Here is a 19,895-nt window from a genome sequence, read left to right as displayed (position 1 = left end):
GAGAGGGAGTCTCCGCGAGTCCAGCTATCACCGTTTTTGCCGAGATAGCCCTTCACCCCAACCCTCTCCCCGTAAGAACGGGGAGAGGGAGAAGAGCTACCGCATTATCTTGTTTCAGCGTTCCTAGCCGAGGGCGTCAGCAGGATAGCCACGATCTCGACGATCAGCAGCCCGCCGGTGATACCGGCAAGGCGCTCGATGCCGGGAATGATGCTGGACGGCGGCCCTGATCCCTGCACCATCGTCATGATGAAGACGACCGCGCCCTGTGTGCCGACATAGCCGATATCGCGCGCGCTCGCCTGGACATGCGCACCGACCCAGACCCCGATGGCAAGCGCGGCAAGCCAGGGCAGGAAGTTTTCGAACGAGGCGATCAGCACCGCCAGGCCGGCGAGGCCGCCGATCAGGCAGCCGAGGATGCGATGCGTGCCACGGGCCGCGATCTTCTCGCGATTCGCAGCATCGTCGTCGGATATTGCCGGCACGGCCATCACGGCCGCGACCGTGATCGCGGCCTGCGAGAAGCTCGGCAATTGCAGCCAGCTCCATGCCAGCGGCACCAGCATCACACCAAGGCCCGCGCGCATTGCGTGCTGGGTCGAGGCCCATTGCGCGCCGAGAAGGTCGGACCAGCCCGGCGCCCGCGCACGTGGCGGCGCATGATCCTCGCGCGGCGACAGCAGGTGCGAGACCAGAATGGCGGCGAGAGTGCCGATCGTCACCTCGGCAGTACGGTTGCAGGCGACTGACAGCGCCGAGGTCGGATCGTCGAGCGTTGCGAGCAGCACCATGTCGGCCGTGACGGCGCCGAGCAGCCAGGCATATCCGTGGCGACTGACTTGCAGGCCGAGCACGCCGATGCTGCTTGCGATGAACAGTGCGAGGCTCAGTGCAACCTGGTCCTCGATCAGCCACGGGCTCAAGAGCAGGCCTGCAGCGGCACCGATCGCCGTACCGACGATGCGCAGGGCGCCGCGACGCAAGGAAGAGGGCGCCGTCACCTGCGTCGAGACGAAGGCACTGATCGCCGCCCACCATGGTGCGTCCACCCGCAGCACAAGCGCCACGATCACGGCCAGCGTGACGGCCAGTGCAACGCGGCTGCAATGATGGCCGCGTGGGCCGGCCAGATCGATCTCCAGCAACTCCCGCCGCAATGCAGAGATCGCTCTCGTCGCGGCCCCGCTCATGGCAGCACGACCACCCTGGCGTCGGCACCCATATAGAGTCTCAGGTCGGGTGGCGGATCGACCAGCGTCAGCGTCACCGGAAAGCGGCGCTTGAGGCGGATCCAGTCAGTGGTCGGCGCCACGTAGTTGAGGAGGCGATTGGGCACGGGTTCGCGGCTGATGCCACGAGCAATGCCGGTCACCTTGGCACGGCGTAGATGCCAGGGATTTGAGTCCAGCGACACCCAGGCCGTGCTGCCGACGGCAAAGCCGCGGATGTAGCTTTCCTTGAAGTTGGCGACGATGCGCCAGGCGCGGGCATCGACGATGCCGATCAGCGGCACATCGGCCTGTGCAGTGTCGCCCACGCGCAGGCTGAGCGACGTCACCGTGCCGCTGGTTGGTGCGACCAGCTTGGTGCGGGCGAGCTGCCATTCTGCGAGCGCCAGCGCCGAATTGGCGCGGGCGTGGCTCGCTTGATGCATGGATAGCGTGGCCTCCGTCGCCGCGACCGACTCCTGTGCAGCGTCGCGTGCCGCATTCGCGCGTCGCAGCGTATCGCTCGCCTGGTCGAGCGCGACGCGGGAGACATCCTGGGCCGAGGCGAGCGTCGTCAGACGCTTTTCGTTTTCGCTCGCAAAATCCGCGGCCGAGCTCGCCGCCGCCAACGCGTCCCGTGCCGATGCGATCCGGTGCTGGTCGGAGGCGATCTGCGCGCGGGCCTCGGCAAGATCGGCACGCCGCTGATCCAGGGCCAACTGGAAAGGTACGGGATCGATGCTCGCAAGCAGGTTGCCCTCGGCCACATCCTGATTGTCGGCGACATCTACGGCAATGATGCGCCCAGTCACCTGAGGCGCGAGCGCGACCAGATCGGACTGAACATAGGCGTCGTCGGTGAAGGCGACGAACGACGATATCACCTCATAGGCAACGAAAAGCGCCAGCGCGATCGCTGCCGCAAGTCCGACTCGTCGTCCACGCGTCATGTCAGGCAAAACTCCGAGGCAGCGGCGCGTATCAACTTCTCCGGGCTAGATGAGCAGTCTATCCCGGCCGGTTGCAGCTCGAAAAGTCCCGTTCGTGCCGCACCGCTAGTTTGTCCGCATCTCCGCCCTGATCATATCCGCCGCCTTCTCCCCGATCATGATGGTCGGCGCGTTGGTGTTGCCACCGATCAGCGTCGGCATGATCGAGGCGTCGACGACGCGCAAGCCCTCGATGCCGTGCATCTTCAGCTTCGGATCGACCACCGACATCGCATCGGTGCCCATCTTGCAGGTGCCGACGGGGTGATAGACGGTGTCGACGCGATTGCGCAGGATGGCGCGGATGTCGTCGTCCGTTCTCACATCCGACGTGAACATGTCCTTCTTCTGCAACGCGCGCAGCGCGGGCGTCTCCATCAGCCGCCGCGTGGTCTTGAAGCCCGCGACCATCGACTCGAGATCTTCCGCCTCGCCCAGAAAGTTCGGATCGATCATCGGTGCAGCGAGCGGATCGGCGCTCTTCAGCCATACGCTGCCGCGGCTCTTCGGTCTGAGCAGGCAGACATGGCACGAGAAGCCCGCCTCTTTGTGCTTCTTGCGGCCGTGGTCGTCGAGCATCGCGATGACGAAGTGCAGCTGGATGTCTGGCACCGCGAGGTCGGGCCTGGTCTTCAGGAAGCCGCCACACTCGGCGAAATTGGTGGTCATCAGGCCGCGTCGCTCCCGGCGATACCGCTGGATGGCGCGGAGCAGGGATGGCAACCGGCCGAGCGATGAATGAACGAAGTGCGGATAGTCGGAGGCGTAGACGAACACGAAATCCGGATGGTCCTGCAGATTGCGCCCGACGCCCGGCAAGTGATGCATGACGCCAATGCCGTGCGCGGCAAGCGCATCGCCATCGCCGACACCCGACAGCATCAGCAGCTGCGGTGACTGGAAGGCGCCGCCGGCGAGGATCACCTCGCGGCGGGCGCGCAGCTGCTTGGTCTGCTTGCCCTGCACATATTCGATGCCGACCGCGCGCCCGCCTTCGAACAGGATTTTCGTGGCCTGCGCCCCCGTCTCGACGCGCAGATTCGCGCGCTTGTCCATGTGGGGATGCAGATAGGCGCGTGCCGCGCTCCAGCGCTCGCCATGGTGCTGCGTCACCTGGTAGCTGCCGAGCCCTTCATGGTCCTCGGCGTTGAAGTCCTCGCGGACGCGGAACTGCGCCTCGCGCGCGGCCTGGTGGAAGACGTCATGGATCGGATTGTCCGAGCGCAGTCTGTTGACATGCAGCGGGCCGCCCTTGCCATGATACTCGCCGTCGAAATCGGAATTGTTTTCCGAACGCTTGAAATAGGGCAGCACGTCGGCATACGACCAGCCGGCATTGCCGAGCGAGGCCCAGTGGTCGTAGTCCGATTTGTGGCCGCGGATGTAGACCATGGCGTTGATCGCCGAGGAGCCGCCGAGGCCCTTGCCGCGCGGTTGATAGCCGATGCGGCCGTTCAATCCCTTCTGCGGCACGGTATCGAAAGCCCAGTTGGCCGCGCTGTATGGCAAAGCGAGCCCGAATGGCGTGGTGATCCGCCAATTGTCGTTCCGCCCGCCGGCGTCGAGCAGCGCCACGGATGTCGCCGCATCCTCCGACAGCCGCCCCGCCATCGCGCAGCCGCCGGAGCCCGCGCCCACGACGACGAAGTCGAATGTGTCAGTCACTGATGTTTCCCCCTGCATTGTTCTTTGTTGTTGCGTCTCCGTTCCTCATCCTGAGGAGCGCGGAACGCGCGTCTCGAAGGATGAAGGCCCGGTCTGTGGCCTCGCCCTTCGAGACGCGCGTCGCTGGCGCGCTCCTCAGGGTGAGGATTGGATTTTTGCATTGCCTTTACGCTCGCAATGACGGTGTTGACGCAAGCTACGACATGAACCGCATCAACTTCTCCAGCCGCGCGATCTTGCCGCCGTAGGGCGGATAGAGGTCGGCGAGGCGGTTGAACTTGGAGCGATAAAACACCGGCTTCAGTTTGCTGAACGTGCGAAAGCCCCAATCGCCGTGATAGGCGCCGGTGCCGGATGCGCCGACGCCGCCCATCGGCTGGTTGGCTTGCGCGAAGTGGAACAGGCAGTCGTTGACGGTGACGCCGCCGGAGATCGTGCGTGACAGCACCTCGTCGCGGGCGGCGCGATCCTTTCCGAACCAGTAGAGCGCGAGCGGCCGGTCGCGGGCATTGACGAAAGCGATCGCCTCCGCCGGATCGCGATAGCCCAGCACCGGCAGAATGGGGCCGAAAATCTCCTCCTGCATCGCCGCCATCGCCTCGGTCGCGCCGACGATCAGTGTCGGCGGGAATTTGCGGTGTGCTTTCCAGTTCGGATCGTCTGCTCTCGCCGGTTGCAGGATCTTTGCGCCGCGCTGGGCGGCGTCCGCGACGAGATTTTCCAGCCGCGCATAGTGCCGGTCGGAGATGACGGAGGTGTAGTCCTTGTTGGCCGGATCGGTGCCGAACATGCGCCGCATCTGCGCGCGTACTTTTTCGGCGAAGGCCTGCAACGAGCGCTCGGGCACCAGCACATAGTCCGGCGCGATGCAGGTCTGCCCGGCATTGAGCAGCTTTCCGTAGGCGATGCGCTCGGCCGCCTCCTCGAGAGCGGCGGAGGCGTCGATGATCGCCGGCGACTTGCCGCCGAGCTCGAGCGTTACGGGCGTGAGATTGCGCCCGGCGGCCTCCGCGACCAGCCGGCCGACCCGGGTCGAGCCGGTGAAGACGAGATGGTCGAAGGGGAGGTGTGCGAAGGCTTTTGCGATTTCGTCCTCGACGCCTGTCACCAGTAGCTCGGTGGCATCGAATTTCGCGGCCACCGTCTCCTTCAGCAGCACTGAGAAGTGCGGCGAGAGTTCGCTTGGCTTGATGATGACCCGGTTGCCTGCGGCGATCGCGCCGATCGCGGGCGCAAGCGTGAGCTGGAGCGGATAATTCCAGGGCGCGATGATGCCGACGACGCCGAGCGGCTGCGGGATCAGGCGGTTGCGCGCGGGCAGGAATTGCAGCGCGGTGGCCACGCGCTGCGGCGCCATCCAGCTCTTCAGGTGCTTGGTCGCATGCCGGATCTCGGAGAACACCAGCATCGTCTCGGCGATGGTGGTCTCGACGGCCGAGCGGTGGCCGAAATCGGCCGAGATCGCCTGCCGGAAGCGTTCCTCGTTGTCAGCGACGACAGTGCGCAGCCGCGCCAGCCGGTCGAGCCGCTCGGCCAGGTCAGGTGCAGGCTCGGCCCGCGCCCGCGCGACCATGGCGTGGAAGGCCTCGTAGAGGGCCCGAAGCGGGGCGCCCGCCGGGGACTTATCCAGGGGCTGGTCCATGGCGTTCCTCCTGAAAATGGCGTTGGCCCCCCACGTTTTGTTGCCGCAAGCTGGCCCTTTGTGGAACTTCTGGCAAGAGCGCACCAAACGGGCCGGAAATCGGCCCAACTCACTGTCATAAAGTCGAAAAAAACGTCCCCACGGCCCTTTCCAAAGGCAGCCCGGGTTGGTACATACGCCTCGCACCCGAGGGGCTTTGCCCCGGGGTTGCCTTCCAAGGAAGCCTTTGGGACGGACGAAGCAAGCCACGCGAACAGCGCCGGCCACTTCATCCACCGTCCCCGGCATCTTGGCCTAGGCAAAGCGACGGTTTAACGCGGGGTGGAGCAGCCCGGTAGCTCGTCAGGCTCATAACCTGAAGGTCATAGGTTCAAATCCTATCCCCGCAACCAAGTTCGGACTTTTACCGGTTCCGATACGAAAATGGCCCGCGTCACGCGGGCCATTTTTGTTTGGTGGGGCGGGCACCTACCGTCTCAGGTCACGACGAGCCCCTCGGGCAGTGCGGCCTTCCTCAGATAGGTAAGCGAACCACGCCGAACTTCGCCGGTTGGGCGGGGCGTCGCGGCAATTGCGATCTCTATTCACCACTCAATTGAGTGCGCCATCACCAGAATTCTCATCAGTGCCTTCCAAGGGACCGGCCGCGAACGGAATGAGCAACAGTCCGAGCAGCGCCACGCAAGCGAGGAGGGCCCAGGCTTCGTTGGCGCTGAGCGCGAACGCGGCCTTTTCGACCATGGGACGCAGATAGGCTTCAACCGTGGCATCGGAGACCTGCGGAGGGCGGTGGGTAAACAGCGTGAGGTCAAGCCCGATTGCCTGAGCCGCAGTCACATCGCCCGCAATCAGGCGCTCGCGCAAAGCGTCGGCGTGCCCGCCGGTGCGCCCGTAAAGGATCGTATCGATCAGCGCGATGCCGATTGCGCCCCCGAGGTTTCGCATCAGGTTAAACAGGCCGCTTGCGTCGGGTACCCGTGATGCGGTCAGCGAACCCAACGCCAGCCGGGTCGGAGGCAGCAGGCAAAACATGATCGCAACGCCGCGCAAGACTTGCGGCCAGAACATTTCTTGGAAGTCGGCGACACGGCTCTCGAATGCACTGCAACCCAGCCCGATCGCGAACAGACCAAACCCCGCCGCCGACAACCAGCGGGGATCAAACCTGCTTTCCAGCAGGCCCGCAATCGGCGCGGTGGCAAGCTGCGCAACGCCGGTGACGAGCATGATCGTGCCGATTTCAAATGCGTCATGATGTCGAACATAGGCGAGGAAGACCGGCATGAGATAGACCGAGCCGAACAATCCAACTCCGAGGAAGAAGCTCAATGCGCAACCGATCGCAAACGAGCGCGATCTAAATGTCGACAGTTCGACCACTGGATGCGCGGCCCTGAGTGTTCGGATGGCGAAGACGGTTGCCGCGGCAGCACTCAAGACGATCAGGATGGAGCAGAATGGAGAAAGCCACCCGCGTTGCGGGCCTTCCTTCAGACCGATCTCCAGGCATGCAAGCGAAACCGCAAGAAGTCCGAGAGACGGCACGTCGAGTGTAGCCAGATCAGAAAGCCGGGGTCGTTCGCGCGGCAGCAGCATTGGCGTGGCGAGTGCGGCGACCACCCCGGGAGCGACATTGATCAGAAACAGCCAATGCCAGGACCAGGTGTCGGTGATCCAGCCACCGACCACCGGCCCGACCGTGGGCGCCAGCACGGCCATAATGCCGGCCATGGTGGTGGCAACGGGATGCAAACGGATCGGAAACAGCAGAAAGACAGCGGAAAAAACCGCCGGAATCAGTACGCCGCCAGCGAAACCCTGAAGCACGCGGAAGCTGACAAGCGTCGTAAAACTGCTGCTGAACGCGCAGCCGATGGAGGCAAGGGTAAAGAGGCTGATCGCAATAACGAACAGCCATCGCAGCGTCAGAACGCGCGTAAGCCACCCGGTCAGTGGAATGGCGATGATCTCGGCGATCAGATACGCGGTTTGAATCCAGCTCATCGCCTCTCGCGATATGGCGAGTGTACTCTGGATCGTGGGTAGCGAAGTGGCGACGACCTGAATGTCGAGGATCGCCATGAACATGCCGAGGCACATCAGGACGAAGCCAAGCCACGTAGCTGCACTCGGCTCGGTAACCCGTTCAGTCATTATGCGCTACGTACAATGTCTCACGGGATGCGGCGAGGGCGAGGTTTTCGGCCCGTATGCGGATCGCGAGAACCGCGGCGTTGAGGATGGTGAAGACGATGGCCAGCAGCGGCAGACCCAGAACCAAAGGGAGCACGGCAATCTCGCCGGCAACCACGGCATAGTTGGGATGCGACAGAAATCGATAGGGTCCCGCTGACACGAGCGGCTGTTCGGGCAGAACAATAATCCGCGTCGTCCATCGTGAGCCGAGCGTCCAGATGACCCAGAAGCGAAGGCACTGAAGGATAAGATAGCCGGCCAGGGCAACGACATTCACCGGTTGGTCGCGGCCGAACACCCACAGCGACAACAGCCAGGCGGCATGAACCGTGATGATCAACGGATAATGCCGGGGTGCCACCTCGACGGCGCCGCGGGCCAGGAGCTTTCGAGTGTTAGCGCGCGAAATCACGAGCTCGCCGACGCGCTGCAGCGTGATGGCGCCGAGAATGAGTTCAGCAAACGTCACGCAGTGTGCCGTAGCGTGACACAGCTCGCGGTGAAGCCGGGTCCGAGCGCCGTCAACAGTGAGCGCGCCGGCAGCCCTTTCGCGCGAGCCTGCTCAAGCACGAACAATACTGTGGGTGACGACATGTTACCAAAGTCGGCGATAATCTGTCGTTCATGGGAAAGCGTTCCTTGGTCGAGCGCGAGCGCGCCTTCCAATGCACAGATCACCTTCGCGCCGCCGGGATGGCAGATGAACCGGTCAATGTCTTCCACTGAAAGACGCATTCTGGAAAGAATTTCGGTCACGGCGGAGTTGAAATGCCTCGTGACGAAGTCAGGTATGGTGCGGCGAAAGATGACGCCGAATCCTTCCGGATCGACACTCCATCCCATGATGCCAAGCGTATCCGGCCAAAGGTGTTCGCCGGCAGCCTCGATCTGCGTCGCACCGCCATCGCCCGCGCGCAACACGATTGCAGCAGCACCGTCGCCAAACAGGCTGACGGCGACGATGTTGGCCTTCGTAAGTTCGTCCAGGCGAAGTGCGAGTGAGCAGAGCTCGATCGTGACCAGTAGCACGTTGGTGCCAGGGCGGGCTTGGGCGAGGCGCGACGCAATCGATAGACCCGAAACCCCGCCCGCACAGCCAAGACCAAACACCGGTACACGCATCGTGTCGGACCGGAAGCCCATCCGGCGAGCAACGCGCGCCTCGAGACTTGGTGTCGCGATTCCCGTGGAAGAGACGGTCACGACAGTGTCGACCTCGCCGCCGGCAAGTTGCGCGCTCGCCAGCGCCTTCTCGGCGACATCGACAAATAGCGCTTCAGCTCCCTCGAGAAAGGCCTCGGTGCGTTCGGGCCAGCCTCGTCGTTCGAGATACCAGTCGAACGGCTTGACGCCGTGACGCTTGACTATGCCGGTATTCGAGAAAATGCTTGAGAACCGTTCGAATTCGGGAAAGCGGGCGCCGAAGACATCCCATGCCGCCGTCAGCACGTCCTCTTGCAAAAACACGTGGGGAGGCACCGACGTCGCCAGGGAGACCAGCGCAGCCGGGGGCATCGGGGATCCTGGTGTTGCTGTCATCAGCATAAGAAACATCGGCGCGGTGCAAATATTTCGACGCTTGTAAGAAATGATCTAGCCGGACATGTCACTAAAACTTGAATAGCGTTACGACTTCCCAGGTTTGGATTCGACATGCAGAGGTTGTCGCTTCCGCCCAGCGAGGCATTCGAGCGCCGTCAGAATCTGACCATGATCCATCAAACCGTTGCCAACGCGATCGTTGACGCCGTCGCGCACTCCATGAAGCGAGCTATCCGATGACCGAGATCGACCTTGTCAACGTGTTCACCCACACGGGGCGCGGCGGCAACCCCTGTCCAATTGTCATCGATGCATCGAACCTGACTGCTGCGGGGATGCAGTCGGTGGCCCGGCACTTCGGGCATGAGTCGGGCTTCGTCCTGCCGGCGCCGGGACTCGACTCTGACTACGTCTTCCGGTTCTGGGTTCCGCGACACGAGATGGAAATGTGCGGTCACGCGACCATCGGCGCGCTCTGGGTCCTCGCGACCAAGGGGCGCCTGCCGGGCGAACAGGTCCGCATCGAGACACGCAGCGGATCGGTGACGGGCTATGTCGATCGTGTGGACTCGGGCGAACCGTCCGTCGAGATCAGCCAGCCTGTCGGCAAGGTCGTCGATCTCTCGCGTGCCGAAGAGGAGGACGTTCTGTCGACGCTCAAGCTGTCGCGCCGCGATCTGCTTGATATGCCGGTGCAGAACGCCGTCACGTCGCGCGTGAAGACGCTCATCCCGATCAAGGGCGTCCGCGAGCTCAATGAGCTGGTGCCGGACCCGGCGCAGATCGAGGCGTGCTGCGGGCGGATCGGGTCCACCGGACTTTACCCCTACGCCATCGAACATCAGGGCGAACGGCGCTTCGAGGCGCGACAGTTTCCGAAGTCATCAGGCTACCCGGAAGATGCTGCCACCGGCATTGCCGCCGCGGCGCTCGCGTTCGGACTGCTCAAGAACGGCCTGGTCGAGCGCAACAGCGCGCGGATCACCATCATGCAGGGCCGGGCGATGGGGTCGTTGTCCGAGATCCGGGTGCGGCTCGGCTTCGCTGACAGCCGGCCCGTAGGTTGCCTGCTTGGAGGCTCCGTCACGCGCGCGGAGCAACATGTCTTGCAGCCCTAGCAGGTCGGCTTAGAGACGGCGCGCTAGACCTGGGCCTTCGGCGCTGTAGCCAGAAAATCGATCATGGCGCGAACGCCGGGCAACGCGCTGCGCCGAGACGGAAGCTCGAGCCATTTTTGTTTTGGGACACGCCCGGTGGCAACATCAGCCGATACCTTGCGCGCTCCACAAATCTGTCGTGCGCGAATGCCCTCAGTCTGGAAAGCTCAGGATCATTTTCAGCAGTTTCGGAAACCGCGCGTTGATGTCCTCTTCGCGCAAAACGTTGCGGTGCTGGACGCCTTGCTTTGACGTCCGGATTAGGCCGGCCTCCCGCAGGATCCGAAAATGGTTCGACAGGGTCGACTTCGCCATGTCGGGGCAAGGCGCCGCCTCGGTGCACGACATGCAATCGTTTTGCGCGGCCAGGCTTTTGACGATGCGCAGCCGCATCGGATCCGCGAGAGCTCCAAGCACCCCGGCGAGTGTAATCTCGTCCTGCGATGGGTGAACGAACTGCACCATGTCCAAAATATAGCACGTCCCTTGAACTCATTCAATAGTTCACTAGTATTGAACTATTGAATATCGGCATCCCGCCGAACAACGGAAGACATGCGATGACCAAGAGACTCGAAGGCAAAGTTGCGCTCGTGACCGGCGCATCCAAAGGCATTGGTGCCGAAATCTCCGCCCGGCTTGCGGCCGAGGGTGCGGCGGTTGCCGTCAACTACAGCGCCAGCAAAGAGGCCGCCGACCGCGTGGTCGCCGCCATCATCGCCAAGGGTGGCAAAGCCGTCGCCGTCCACGGCAACCTGGCCGATGCCAAAAACGTGAAGAGCGTCGTCGCCGAGACCGTGAAGGCGTTCGGTGCGATCGACATCCTCGTCAACAACGCGGGCATCTACGAGTTCGCGGCGCTCGAGGCCATCACGCCTGAGCATTTCCACAAGCATTTCGACCTCAATGTGCTCGGGCTTCTCTTGATTTCGGGGGAAGCGGTGCAGCACTTCAATCCCAACGGGGGCAGCATCATCAACATCAGCTCCGGCGTATCGACCATCGCGCCGGCGAATACCGCCGTCTACACCGCGACGAAGGCATCGGTGGATGCGATCTCCTCCGTGCTGTCGAAGGAGCTTGCGCCGCGCAAGATCCGCGTCAACGCCGTCAATCCGGGCATGATCGCCACCGAAGGCGTCGTGTCCGCCGGCCTGCACGAGGGCGACATGCGCAACTGGATCGAATCCACCACCCCGCTCGGCCGCATCGGCAAGGTTGAGGAGATCGCTGCCGCGGTGGCCTTCTTCGCTTCGGACGAAGCCTCCTACGTCACGGGCGAGACACTTCACGTCACCGGCGGCCTTCGCTGACGCGCGACGTGCCCTGGCGGCCCGAAATTGCTGAACGGCGTCGTCCCAGCATGGTCGCGGTAGTGTATCCCGCCGCCACGTTCGGACTTCACCGGTCCCGATGAGAAAATGGCTCGCATCAAGCGAGCCATTTTTATTCTGCGGGTGAGAGTCCTGATGTCACCGCGAGCCTCGCAGTGAGGCAGCGGCACCGTCGGATCCGAACTTTACGGCTTGTCGTCGGCCTCTTCGCTTTCCGAAAGCGCGCGATAGCGCACGAGATCGGGATCACAATCCATGTAGAGCCCAATGAAGCCCCGATAGCCGAAGTCGTCGCGGAGAAGCACGAGCAGCCGGTCCAGATCCTTGTAGGTACGATCTTCCTTGTCGCCCCAGGTTCGCAGCGGCAGGAATTCGCGTCGCCAGCTCGGCCGAACATAGGCCAGGTGTTCGGCCATACCCTCAATCGTCTTGGTGATGATGAGGACATTGCGCAGGTGCCCGCCATTTTGCAGCTCCTGCTTGATTTCCCCTTCCTGTAACCCTTTCGCCAAGGGTTGCTCCCGCAAATTGATCGCCCAAGGGGCGAAGACCACAACGGGGGCAGACTTCCTTGCGCCGACCAATCCGCAGTCGCTTTCTGACCTGCGGTCCGGAAGATTCGGAGCGAGTCGAACTGCTCCATGGCGAAAGCTGCCTCCGATCCCGTGTCTATCAGCGAAAGGGGTTGCCTTGCGAGCCGACAATGAGGTGATGCACACAGCAAGCGCTTCGATCGCTGCTGCGTTCACACGTCGGCGTGCCGACGTTCTCCCGGCGATGCGATTGAAAAATCGATGTAACATCAGCTACATCGATAGGGTTGCGAACGCGACGAGATGCTCAAGGCTCGCGGTCGACCCCGATGCATCTTCCTCTAGGCCACTCCGCCGCCCGGCTCTTGCAGGTGGCGGAAGGCGGCGGGCACGTTGACGGAGTTGTGCGCCCAATCGAACAGGCTGTACTCACCGTAGTGCGCCATTGCGACCGCCTCGAGCGTGGCCTCGATCGATCGGCCTTCTGCGATCGCCGTGCGCACGGCGCTGTCGAGCTCGCGAAGATAGCGAAGCGGGAATTCGATGTCCGCGGGACGCATCGGCCGGCCGTGGCCGGGAATGATGGTCGCGTCTTCCGGCAGGAAGTCGCGCACGCGGGCAAGGGTCGTCATCGTCTCCTTGTGCCGCCCTTCGAGGAGCCACGGAAGCGCCGGAGACGGTGCTTGGATCATGTTACCGACCCAAAGCACCTTCGCGTCTGGCGTCCATATGACCAAATCGCCTGGCGTCTGCGCGAACCCAAAGTGGCGGACCTCGACGATGCGGCGGCCAAGATCGACGCTAATCATGTCGGGGACGGTGATGTCAGCGGCGCGTGCCTGCACGCGTTCAATGCCCTTCCCCTTGCCCATGAGGCTGATCATGAAACGGCGATCGTCCTCGAAGCTTTCTTCCATGTAGCGCTTGGTCGCCGGATGCTGAATCACGACAGTACTGTCGGGGAACAGGTAATTCCCGTAGGCATGGTCACCGTGATAGCTGGTGTTGACGAGGAAGCGGATCGGCTTCGACGTCACTTGACGTACGAGCCCGATAAGCTGCGCGGCGAGATCGCCATTCAGCATTGACTCGACGACGAGTACGCTGCGTTCGCCGATCACGAAGCCGGCGGTGGTGGCGACGTGGTCTTTCTCGAACACGTCGTCAGGCATGACCGCGAAAACGCCGGGGGCCAGTTCGTTCGATGTGAGGTTCACCCGAGCCGCATCCCAGGGCGGCGTTGCTTCTTGCTCACCGTCCTGCGTCATCGGATGGGTCCTCCCTGTTTGAATGATGCCAAGCGACCACGCTTTGCGGACGCCGTTACTTCGCTGCTGCGCGGGCGGCCTGTTTGATTGCGTCAGCCACGACGTCCGGGTTGGAGACGGGGACGGCGTGCGAAGCGTTCACCTCGATGACGGTGGAGTGGGCGCGATCGGCTTCGAACTTGTATTCGTCGACCGGAATGGCGCGATCCTGCAGGGGCCTGACTTGCCAGCTCGGCTTGCTCGTCCATGCTGCGGATGTCAGCGGTTCGGTCAGGGCCGCCAGGTTCATGGGGCGTTGGCCGGCGAGCATCAGGGCGGCCACGCTCGCGGGCACGTCGGCGGCAACGTTGCTGTGGAACTTGTCGGGCTGGTAGAGGAGATACGTGCCGCTGGTCCCGTCGGGCAGGGTGTACGTGGTCGGCTCGACGGACGTGGGGAATGTGCTGCCGGGGTACCGTTCGAGCAAATGGGTTGCGGCCTCCCCGACCGCGGGCATGATGGAGGCCGCGTAGACAAGGCCCTTGACCTTGGGGTCGTCCCCGGCCTGCGTGATGACGGCCCCGCCGTAGGAGTGGGCCGCTAGGATCACGGGCCCGTGGATCTTGTCCAACAGGCTGCGCAGGTACGCGGTGTCGATTGCCGGGCCCAGCAGCGGATTGCCGAAGGCGACGACCGGGTAGCCGTCGCGCTGGAGCCTCTCAATCACTCCATTCCAGATCGACGCGTCTTCGAAGGCCCCGTGCACAAGGACGACAGTGGGCTTGGGCGATTCCTGGTTCATCGTGAGTCCTTTTCGGGAGAATTCGGGAGGAGGTCGCTTCGCTGAAGTGTTCGTTAAGTCGCGCCGCCCAAGCTCATCATCTGCCTTGCAGCGAAGAGCCTCGGTAAGACGCTCTATTTCTGGGCGATGACGTGAAGCCGGTGCACCTTGGGAGCTTCGGAAAACAGCTCGCCTGCCTTCGCGAACAGCGCCTTTGCAAGTTCGCCGTTCAAATGCGCGTCTCGTCCAACTTCGTCATTGAACGTGTCGATGATTCCGTAGCGTCCCGGCTCCTCTTCCTTGAGCCCGTACCACGCCGCTATTCCGGCCTCTGCCTTCGCCATCGCGGCGCCCTGCTTCAGGAAAGCTTCGACTTCCGCTTCCTTGCCCCGATTGGCTTTCAACTCGACGAAGAAGGCGAACTTGGCCATGCCATTGATCCTTTCGATTACATCCGACTGTTGGACGTCTCTATGTAAAATGTGTTTTTATAAAAACACACCAAAGAACGCGTGGGATTGGTTCGCTTTGTCGTGACCGAAGCGAATAATATATATGCGTAATTTCAATTACTTGGTTTAGTTATGATCTTCGGTCGCGAGTCGTGATCAAGAATTAATATTGAGATTCATATGCGTTATATCTGAAGTCTTTTTACAAAATCACAGGCGGCCTCGACCATCACGGCCTTGCCGTCTTCACGGGTCGTGCGGTGAGATGAGCGGTGCCGAAACGATGAATGAGGTCGTCGCGGTTACACGCCCGATGACGACTTAGGACCTGCTCGGAGCCTCACCGAGAGGTGGAAGCAAGTGTTGCGCGGCGTGAGGCGATAGCTGCTCGATGGCTGCTCGAAGGTGGGCCGCAGCCTTCGAATGCTCGGGCCCATCGAGCATGCGCAATGCTTCCAGCATGAGCGACAACGCCACCGAGGCATCGGAGATCGCGTCCGTCATGATCGCTCCTTTCGATGCGTGCACGATCTTCAGAGCGTCGGCCCTCGGCATCGACGTCGCGGGACGCGCTCACATCATCAGTTCGGTGTCCTTGATGTCAGCGATGGGGCCGAGGATCGCAGGGTCAAACTCATCCAGAGAGCTGCGGTCCAACAGACGCTTGGGCAGATCGGGGTTCGCCAAGGCCCCGCGGCCTATCGTGACGACATCGGCGCCATCGTCGAGCGCAGCCACCGCCTGCTCGATGTTGTGCAGGCTGCCATTGGCGAAAATCGTCGCTTTGGGGGCGTAGCGCTTGGCGAGGCGCATCAATGACGGGCCGGCCTTGGCGAAAGCGGGCTTCCACGCCTCAAACTCGGTCACATGGACGAAGTCGGCGCCGGCATCGCCGAGGCTGCCGAAGATGATTTCGGCGTCACGCTCCGCACCCGCCCATTTGTGATGATAGTCGTTCACCTTGCCTTGCGAGATGCGGACGCCGACCGGCACCGCGCTTCCGACCTTCGCGCGCACCGCCTTGAAGGTTTCCGCGATTAACCGCACGCGGTTCTCCGTGGTGCCGCCCCAGCGATCGGTTCTGCTGTTGGCGTAGTCGGTCAGGAACTGGTCGAGCAGGTAGCCGTTGGCGCCGTGAATCTCGATGGCGTCGAACCCGGCGATGTGGATCGCTCGCGCGGCCGAGCCCGCGAAGCCAGCAATGGCGTCGGCGATCTGCTCTTCCGTGATGGCTGCCGGCAGCATGTAGCGGTCCTTTCCGTGATAGAATGTCATCTGCTCGCCCTTGGGCTGAATGGCAGACGGCGCCACCGTGCTGTCGCGAAAGCGATTGCCTTGACTGATCGCTCCGGCATGCATCATCTGAGCAATGGCCACCGCTCCGTGCGCCTTGATGCCGTTGACGACCGGCTTCCAGGCCCTGGCCTGCACGTCGTCGGTCATGCCGGGCTGATGGACGTAGCCCTGCGAGAACGCCTGGTCTGTGTAGATGCCTTCGGTGATGACCGTTCCAAACTCGCCTCGCGCGAACCGCTCGTAGTATCGCGTCATGGTTTCGGTGGCCCGTCCGTCCTGGGTCGCCGTGATGCGCGTCATTGGCGCAACAGCAAGACGGTTCTTTGCGGTACGGCCGTTTATATCGATTGGCGTGAAAAGCGCCTTCGCTTCGTTGTCCATAATCTGAATCTCCAGGGCCTTTACCTTCGGGAGTCGCCTCCCTTGCTGAAAATCGATCTAGAGCTTGCCGTGAGCCGACAGAAGTCCGGCTGGAAGCTAAGCACTTTATCAATTATCGTTATAAAATGGATTTCGCAGATGTGGCCCTGTTTCGCAGCATCGTGACCGCCGGTAGCCTGTCCGCTGCGGCGCGAGAGATGGGCACCACGCCAATGTTGGTCAGTCGAAGGCTCGCAGCGCTTGAAGCTGAGCTCGGCGCGCGCCTGTTTCATCGGACCACGCGCTCACTGTCGCTCACCCCTGAGGGCGAGGCCTTCTTGCCTCACGCCGCCGCCCTGATAGCCGCCCGCGATTCAGCATTCGAGTCCGTGGCGTCCGCCGGCTCGGGCCTCTCAGGTGTGCTCAAGGTCACCGCACCGAACGTCATCGGCCATGCGGTCATCGTACCCGTCGTGGCCGGGCTGATCGCGGACAACCCGGCGCTTCGGGTCAATCTTGTCCTGAGCGACGATCGCGTCGACATCGCTTCGATGGGTCTCGACGTTGCGATCCGAGTGGCGCCGATGAAGCCTTCCGACATGATCGCGACAAGGCTCGCCGACAATCCCTACATCCTCTGCGCATCGCCAGCATACATCGCTCGCTTCGGCGAACCGGCAACCTTGGGCGATCTGGTGAGCCACCCCTGCATCAAGCTTCATGCGATGGAGACCTGGCCGTTCGTACGTGGAGGCGAATTGGAGCAGATCCGGATCGCCGGCCCGCTGTCGGCCAGCACAGTCGACGCTGTTCGAGCGGCTTGTCTTGCGGGCGTGGGGGTCGCCATGATGACCTATTGGGATGTGTACGAGCAGATTGAACGCGGAGAGTTGAAGCGTATCGTTCTGGCGGATGCCGCGCCGGTCGAGCTTGGGATATGGGCGGTTTTCCTGACTCGCGCGCAAATGCCCGTCCGGGTAAGAGCGTTCATTGATGCTCTGCGAAAGCGGCTGCTTGCGGGCACACTGCCGTGATCGTCGCGACGTGCCATCGCCGGCGAGCGGGAAAGCTCGCCGGCGACGCGTCGCCCTGGGCAGAATGCAACCTGTTACCGCGTCAGGCGAACCAGATCCTGCCTTAGCAGATAGAAGGAGACTGCGAGCAGCACGACGTCCTTCATCAGGAAGGGCACGTTGCCCGTCATCGCGGGGAAGCCTCCCGCGGCGAGGTCCCAGCCCTCCGGCATGAAGGGAATGATCGTGACGGTCGCGATGAAGGTGCCGGTCGAGCCGAGGGCGCCGAGCACGCCAAGCCGGTGGCTCCAGAAGCCCGCGAGCAGCAGCCCGCCGAAGGTCCATTCGGAGACACCGAGGAAATAGCTGGCGCCGGCATGGCCGAACACGGGATAGAGCCACCAGATCAACGGGCCGTTGCTGATGAACGGGACCAACCGTTCGAATTCGTACGGAAACCACTTCTGGTAACCGAAGAAGAAGAACATGATCACCATCGAGGCGCGGACGACATGGTAGTCGAGATCTTCCGCGAGCAGGCCGGATCCCTGCAGGGCGCGGACGAGAGGATTTTGGGCGGTGTGGGTGTTGGCAAGCGTGGTCATGGTCGTGATCCCTGATGTGAGATGAGCGACGTGGCGGCCGTCGCGTTAGGCGAGCGCCGGGAAGTCGATCTCGGTATCGTTGATGCGGTTGAAGACGTTGGTGAACACGGTGGTGGCAAAGGCGAGGCTGATGTCGACGAGCTGCGCGTCGCTGTAGCCGGCGGCCTTGATCGCGACGAAATCCTTGTGGCTGACGGTGCCGCTGGTGCGCGCAAGCTTGTCGACGAAAGCGACCAGCGCATCACGCTGGGCATCACCGGTGGGCCGGCCATCGCGGATCTGCTTCAGGATCTCCGGCGCCAGCCCGACGAGCTTTGCGAGATGGCTGTGGGCGGCGACACAATAGTCACAGCCGGCGGCTTCGCTGATGACGAGCTTGATGATCTCCTTGTCGGACTTGGTCAGTCCGCCGGAGGCGAGCACGGTGTCGGCAGCGAGCACGGCCTTGAGCGCAGCGGGGCCATGGGCGGCGATGGCCGCAAAGGTGTTCGGCACGCTGCCGATGGCCTTCTTGATCTGGGCATAGACCTGGCCGGAGGGGCCGGCGTCAGTTTCGAGGTTCGGGACGGAAAGTCGGGACATGATGGCACTCCGTGTTGGGGTGGTGAACGATTGCGGAGTGACAGTAGGGTCGCGATGTGAGATGTTGAATGCTTTATAGGCTTGTGTATATGCTCAATCGTCTCAAATGACGTACTGAGAGGCGAATACGATGGATTGGCTGAGCCGGCTGTTCGAGATGATGCCGGTGCGCGGCCGTCTGGACCTGCGCTGCTCCTACGGCGCGCCCTGGCGGATCGAGCAGGGGCCGGGCGAGGTCAACGAGATCCCGTACCATGCGGTGCTCGTAGGCTCGGCGGTGCTGGACGATCCGGCGGGAGGCCGGCCGTTGCTACTGGAGGCCGGCGACATTCTGCTGCTGCCGCGCAACCCCCGGCACGTCATGCACGACGGCAGCGGAGCCGCGCCGCTGAAGGCCCGCAACCGCGCGTCACTCAACTTCACGATCAGCGAGAATCCCGGCTCGGACGCCCGGCTCGATCTGCTGTGCGGACATTTTTCGATCGCCCCGCCGCACGACCGGCTGCTGCGCAACTATCTGCCGCCGGTGCTGATCGTGAGGGCCGGCGCGCAGGCCGGAGAGCGGGACACGGCGGGGCAGCTCGCGGGTCTCGTTGCCTTGATGCGCGGCGAGACCGCAGACGATCAGCTGGGTGGCCGCGCGATGCTGAACGCGTTGTCGACGGCGATGTTCGCGCTCGTGCTGCGCCTCGCCAGCGAGACCGGAGACGCGCCACGCGGGCTGCTTGCGCTCGCAGGTCACCCACGCCTCGCGCCGGTCGTCGCGGCCATGTTCAACGCGCCCGCGCGCGCATGGACGCTGCCCGAGCTCGCGCAGCTCGCCAACATGTCGCGTGCGACACTCGCTCGTCAATTCCAGGAGAAGGTCGGACGTTCGCCGAGCGAGCTGTTGACCGACATCCGCATGACGCTGGCAACGAACGAACTGAGGAAATCCTCGCTCTCGACCGGAGCGGTGGCTGAAGCGGTCGGATATCTGTCCGAGGCGGCATTCCAGCGGGCGTTCAAGAGCCACATGGGCATCACTCCCGCGCAATGGCGAAAGGCTGCGCAGTCGCCTGCGACGATTGGCGAGCTGGAGCTGGCGAAGAGCGCAGAGACGGCATCGGCTGGCGAGAATGCCTAAAGCGGGATGGGGTTAGGTTGAATCGATTTGGGATTCCCAAATCGGTGTGTTTCTGATTCACCATTCTGGCTGGGTTGGAGGCCAGCATGGATGGGCAAGCCTTATTCTCTGGATCTTCGCAAGCGTGTCGTGTCCGCGATCGAGGGCGGGATGTCCCGCAATCA

At 62.9% G+C, this 19,895-nt stretch carries 19 protein-coding genes and 1 tRNA gene; 5 read left to right on the top strand and 15 right to left on the bottom strand.

All coding sequences use genetic code 11. The features are described 5' to 3' along the window. Nucleotides 1-104: 104 nt before the first annotated feature. From CT676_RS33485 to CT676_RS33470, 4 genes are all read right to left on the bottom strand, one after another. Nucleotides 105-1,193, bottom strand: a complete 1,089-nt coding sequence (locus CT676_RS33485; RefSeq protein WP_085403474.1) for an FUSC family protein — start codon at nt 1,191-1,193, stop codon at nt 105-107. Beyond that, on the bottom strand, nt 1,190-2,161 hold the full coding sequence (locus tag CT676_RS33480) for an HlyD family secretion protein (protein WP_085403475.1): 972 nt from the start codon (nt 2,159-2,161) through the stop codon (nt 1,190-1,192). The genes CT676_RS33485 and CT676_RS33480 overlap by 4 nt, the downstream gene beginning before the upstream one ends. A 105-nt stretch (nt 2,162-2,266) precedes the next feature. Next, complete coding sequence (locus tag CT676_RS33475; protein ID WP_085403476.1) at nt 2,267-3,865, bottom strand: choline dehydrogenase; 1,599 nt, start codon at nt 3,863-3,865, stop codon at nt 2,267-2,269. A gap of 196 nt (nt 3,866-4,061) precedes the next feature. Beyond that, on the bottom strand, nt 4,062-5,507 hold the full coding sequence (locus CT676_RS33470) for a coniferyl aldehyde dehydrogenase (protein WP_085403477.1): 1,446 nt from the start codon (nt 5,505-5,507) through the stop codon (nt 4,062-4,064). A gap of 315 nt (nt 5,508-5,822) precedes the next feature. On the opposite strand from CT676_RS33470, the gene CT676_RS33465 reads away from it, so the two are divergent. Further along, nucleotides 5,823-5,899, top strand: a tRNA-Met gene (locus tag CT676_RS33465). A gap of 199 nt (nt 5,900-6,098) precedes the next feature. Here CT676_RS33465 and CT676_RS33460 read toward each other — a convergent pair. Genes CT676_RS33460 through CT676_RS33450 form a run of 3 tightly spaced genes read right to left on the bottom strand, consistent with a single transcriptional unit; the run spans nt 6,099 to nt 9,218 of the window. After that, nucleotides 6,099-7,661, bottom strand: coding sequence for a DHA2 family efflux MFS transporter permease subunit (locus CT676_RS33460; RefSeq protein WP_244623346.1), 1,563 nt, complete (start codon nt 7,659-7,661; stop codon nt 6,099-6,101). After that, nucleotides 7,654-8,172 (bottom strand): isoprenylcysteine carboxylmethyltransferase family protein, encoded by a 519-nt coding sequence (locus CT676_RS33455; RefSeq protein ID WP_085403479.1) that lies wholly within the window; start codon nt 8,170-8,172, stop codon nt 7,654-7,656. The genes CT676_RS33460 and CT676_RS33455 overlap by 8 nt, the downstream gene beginning before the upstream one ends. Continuing rightward, nucleotides 8,169-9,218 (bottom strand): type III polyketide synthase, encoded by a 1,050-nt coding sequence (locus tag CT676_RS33450; protein ID WP_085403480.1) that lies wholly within the window; start codon nt 9,216-9,218, stop codon nt 8,169-8,171. Before CT676_RS33450 ends, CT676_RS33455 begins: the two co-directional genes overlap by 4 nt. A gap of 263 nt (nt 9,219-9,481) precedes the next feature. On the opposite strand from CT676_RS33450, the gene CT676_RS33445 reads away from it, so the two are divergent. Beyond that, nucleotides 9,482-10,363: a PhzF family phenazine biosynthesis isomerase gene (locus CT676_RS33445; RefSeq protein ID WP_135216236.1), complete on the top strand. Its 882-nt coding sequence runs from the start codon at nt 9,482-9,484 to the stop codon at nt 10,361-10,363. 192 nt (nt 10,364-10,555) lie between these two features. On the opposite strand, the gene CT676_RS33440 is transcribed toward CT676_RS33445, so the two are convergent. Next, nucleotides 10,556-10,867 carry a helix-turn-helix domain-containing protein gene (locus CT676_RS33440; protein WP_085403482.1) on the bottom strand — a complete coding sequence of 104 codons (312 nt, stop codon included), beginning with the start codon at nt 10,865-10,867 and terminating at the stop codon, nt 10,556-10,558. A 95-nt stretch (nt 10,868-10,962) separates the two neighbouring features. On the opposite strand from CT676_RS33440, the gene CT676_RS33435 reads away from it, so the two are divergent. Continuing rightward, the gene (locus CT676_RS33435; protein WP_014498385.1) at nt 10,963-11,715 is read left to right on the top strand and encodes a glucose 1-dehydrogenase; all 753 of its coding nucleotides are present in this window, start codon (nt 10,963-10,965) and stop codon (nt 11,713-11,715) included. A gap of 206 nt (nt 11,716-11,921) precedes the next feature. On the opposite strand, the gene CT676_RS33430 is transcribed toward CT676_RS33435, so the two are convergent. From CT676_RS33430 to CT676_RS33410, 5 genes are all read right to left on the bottom strand, one after another. Beyond that, the gene (locus CT676_RS33430) at nt 11,922-12,320 is read right to left on the bottom strand and encodes a hypothetical protein (RefSeq protein ID WP_205124618.1); all 399 of its coding nucleotides are present in this window, start codon (nt 12,318-12,320) and stop codon (nt 11,922-11,924) included. A 290-nt stretch (nt 12,321-12,610) separates the two neighbouring features. Continuing rightward, complete coding sequence (locus CT676_RS33425; RefSeq protein ID WP_135216235.1) at nt 12,611-13,537, bottom strand: MBL fold metallo-hydrolase; 927 nt, start codon at nt 13,535-13,537, stop codon at nt 12,611-12,613. Nucleotides 13,538-13,592: 55 nt separating this feature from the next. Further along, nucleotides 13,593-14,318 carry an alpha/beta hydrolase gene (locus tag CT676_RS33420; RefSeq protein WP_085403485.1) on the bottom strand — a complete coding sequence of 242 codons (726 nt, stop codon included), beginning with the start codon at nt 14,316-14,318 and terminating at the stop codon, nt 13,593-13,595. Nucleotides 14,319-14,431: 113 nt separating this feature from the next. After that, complete coding sequence (locus tag CT676_RS33415; RefSeq protein ID WP_063980866.1) at nt 14,432-14,728, bottom strand: hypothetical protein; 297 nt, start codon at nt 14,726-14,728, stop codon at nt 14,432-14,434. Between the two features lie 594 nt (nt 14,729-15,322). Then, on the bottom strand, nt 15,323-16,426 hold the full coding sequence (locus CT676_RS33410) for an NADH:flavin oxidoreductase (protein ID WP_135216234.1): 1,104 nt from the start codon (nt 16,424-16,426) through the stop codon (nt 15,323-15,325). A 125-nt stretch (nt 16,427-16,551) separates the two neighbouring features. Between CT676_RS33410 and CT676_RS33405 the strand changes: the two genes are divergently transcribed. Beyond that, nucleotides 16,552-17,439, top strand: coding sequence for a LysR family transcriptional regulator (locus CT676_RS33405; RefSeq protein ID WP_135216233.1), 888 nt, complete (start codon nt 16,552-16,554; stop codon nt 17,437-17,439). A gap of 74 nt (nt 17,440-17,513) precedes the next feature. Here CT676_RS33405 and CT676_RS33400 read toward each other — a convergent pair whose 3' ends face one another. Both CT676_RS33400 and CT676_RS33395 read right to left on the bottom strand, forming a co-directional pair. Beyond that, the gene (locus CT676_RS33400) at nt 17,514-18,023 is read right to left on the bottom strand and encodes a DUF417 family protein (protein ID WP_085403489.1); all 510 of its coding nucleotides are present in this window, start codon (nt 18,021-18,023) and stop codon (nt 17,514-17,516) included. Nucleotides 18,024-18,068: 45 nt separating this feature from the next. Continuing rightward, nucleotides 18,069-18,605 carry a peroxidase-related enzyme gene (locus CT676_RS33395; RefSeq protein WP_085403490.1) on the bottom strand — a complete coding sequence of 179 codons (537 nt, stop codon included), beginning with the start codon at nt 18,603-18,605 and terminating at the stop codon, nt 18,069-18,071. Between the two features lie 130 nt (nt 18,606-18,735). Between CT676_RS33395 and CT676_RS33390 the strand changes: the two genes are divergently transcribed. After that, nucleotides 18,736-19,731, top strand: coding sequence for an AraC family transcriptional regulator (locus CT676_RS33390; protein ID WP_135216232.1), 996 nt, complete (start codon nt 18,736-18,738; stop codon nt 19,729-19,731). Nucleotides 19,732-19,895 lie beyond the last annotated feature (164 nt).

Origin of the sequence: Bradyrhizobium sp. MOS001, from assembly GCF_004634465.1 — a bacterium.
In the GTDB taxonomy this organism is placed as follows: domain Bacteria; phylum Pseudomonadota; class Alphaproteobacteria; order Rhizobiales; family Xanthobacteraceae; genus Bradyrhizobium; species Bradyrhizobium barranii.
This window is presented reverse-complemented; position numbering and strand designations above follow the sequence as displayed.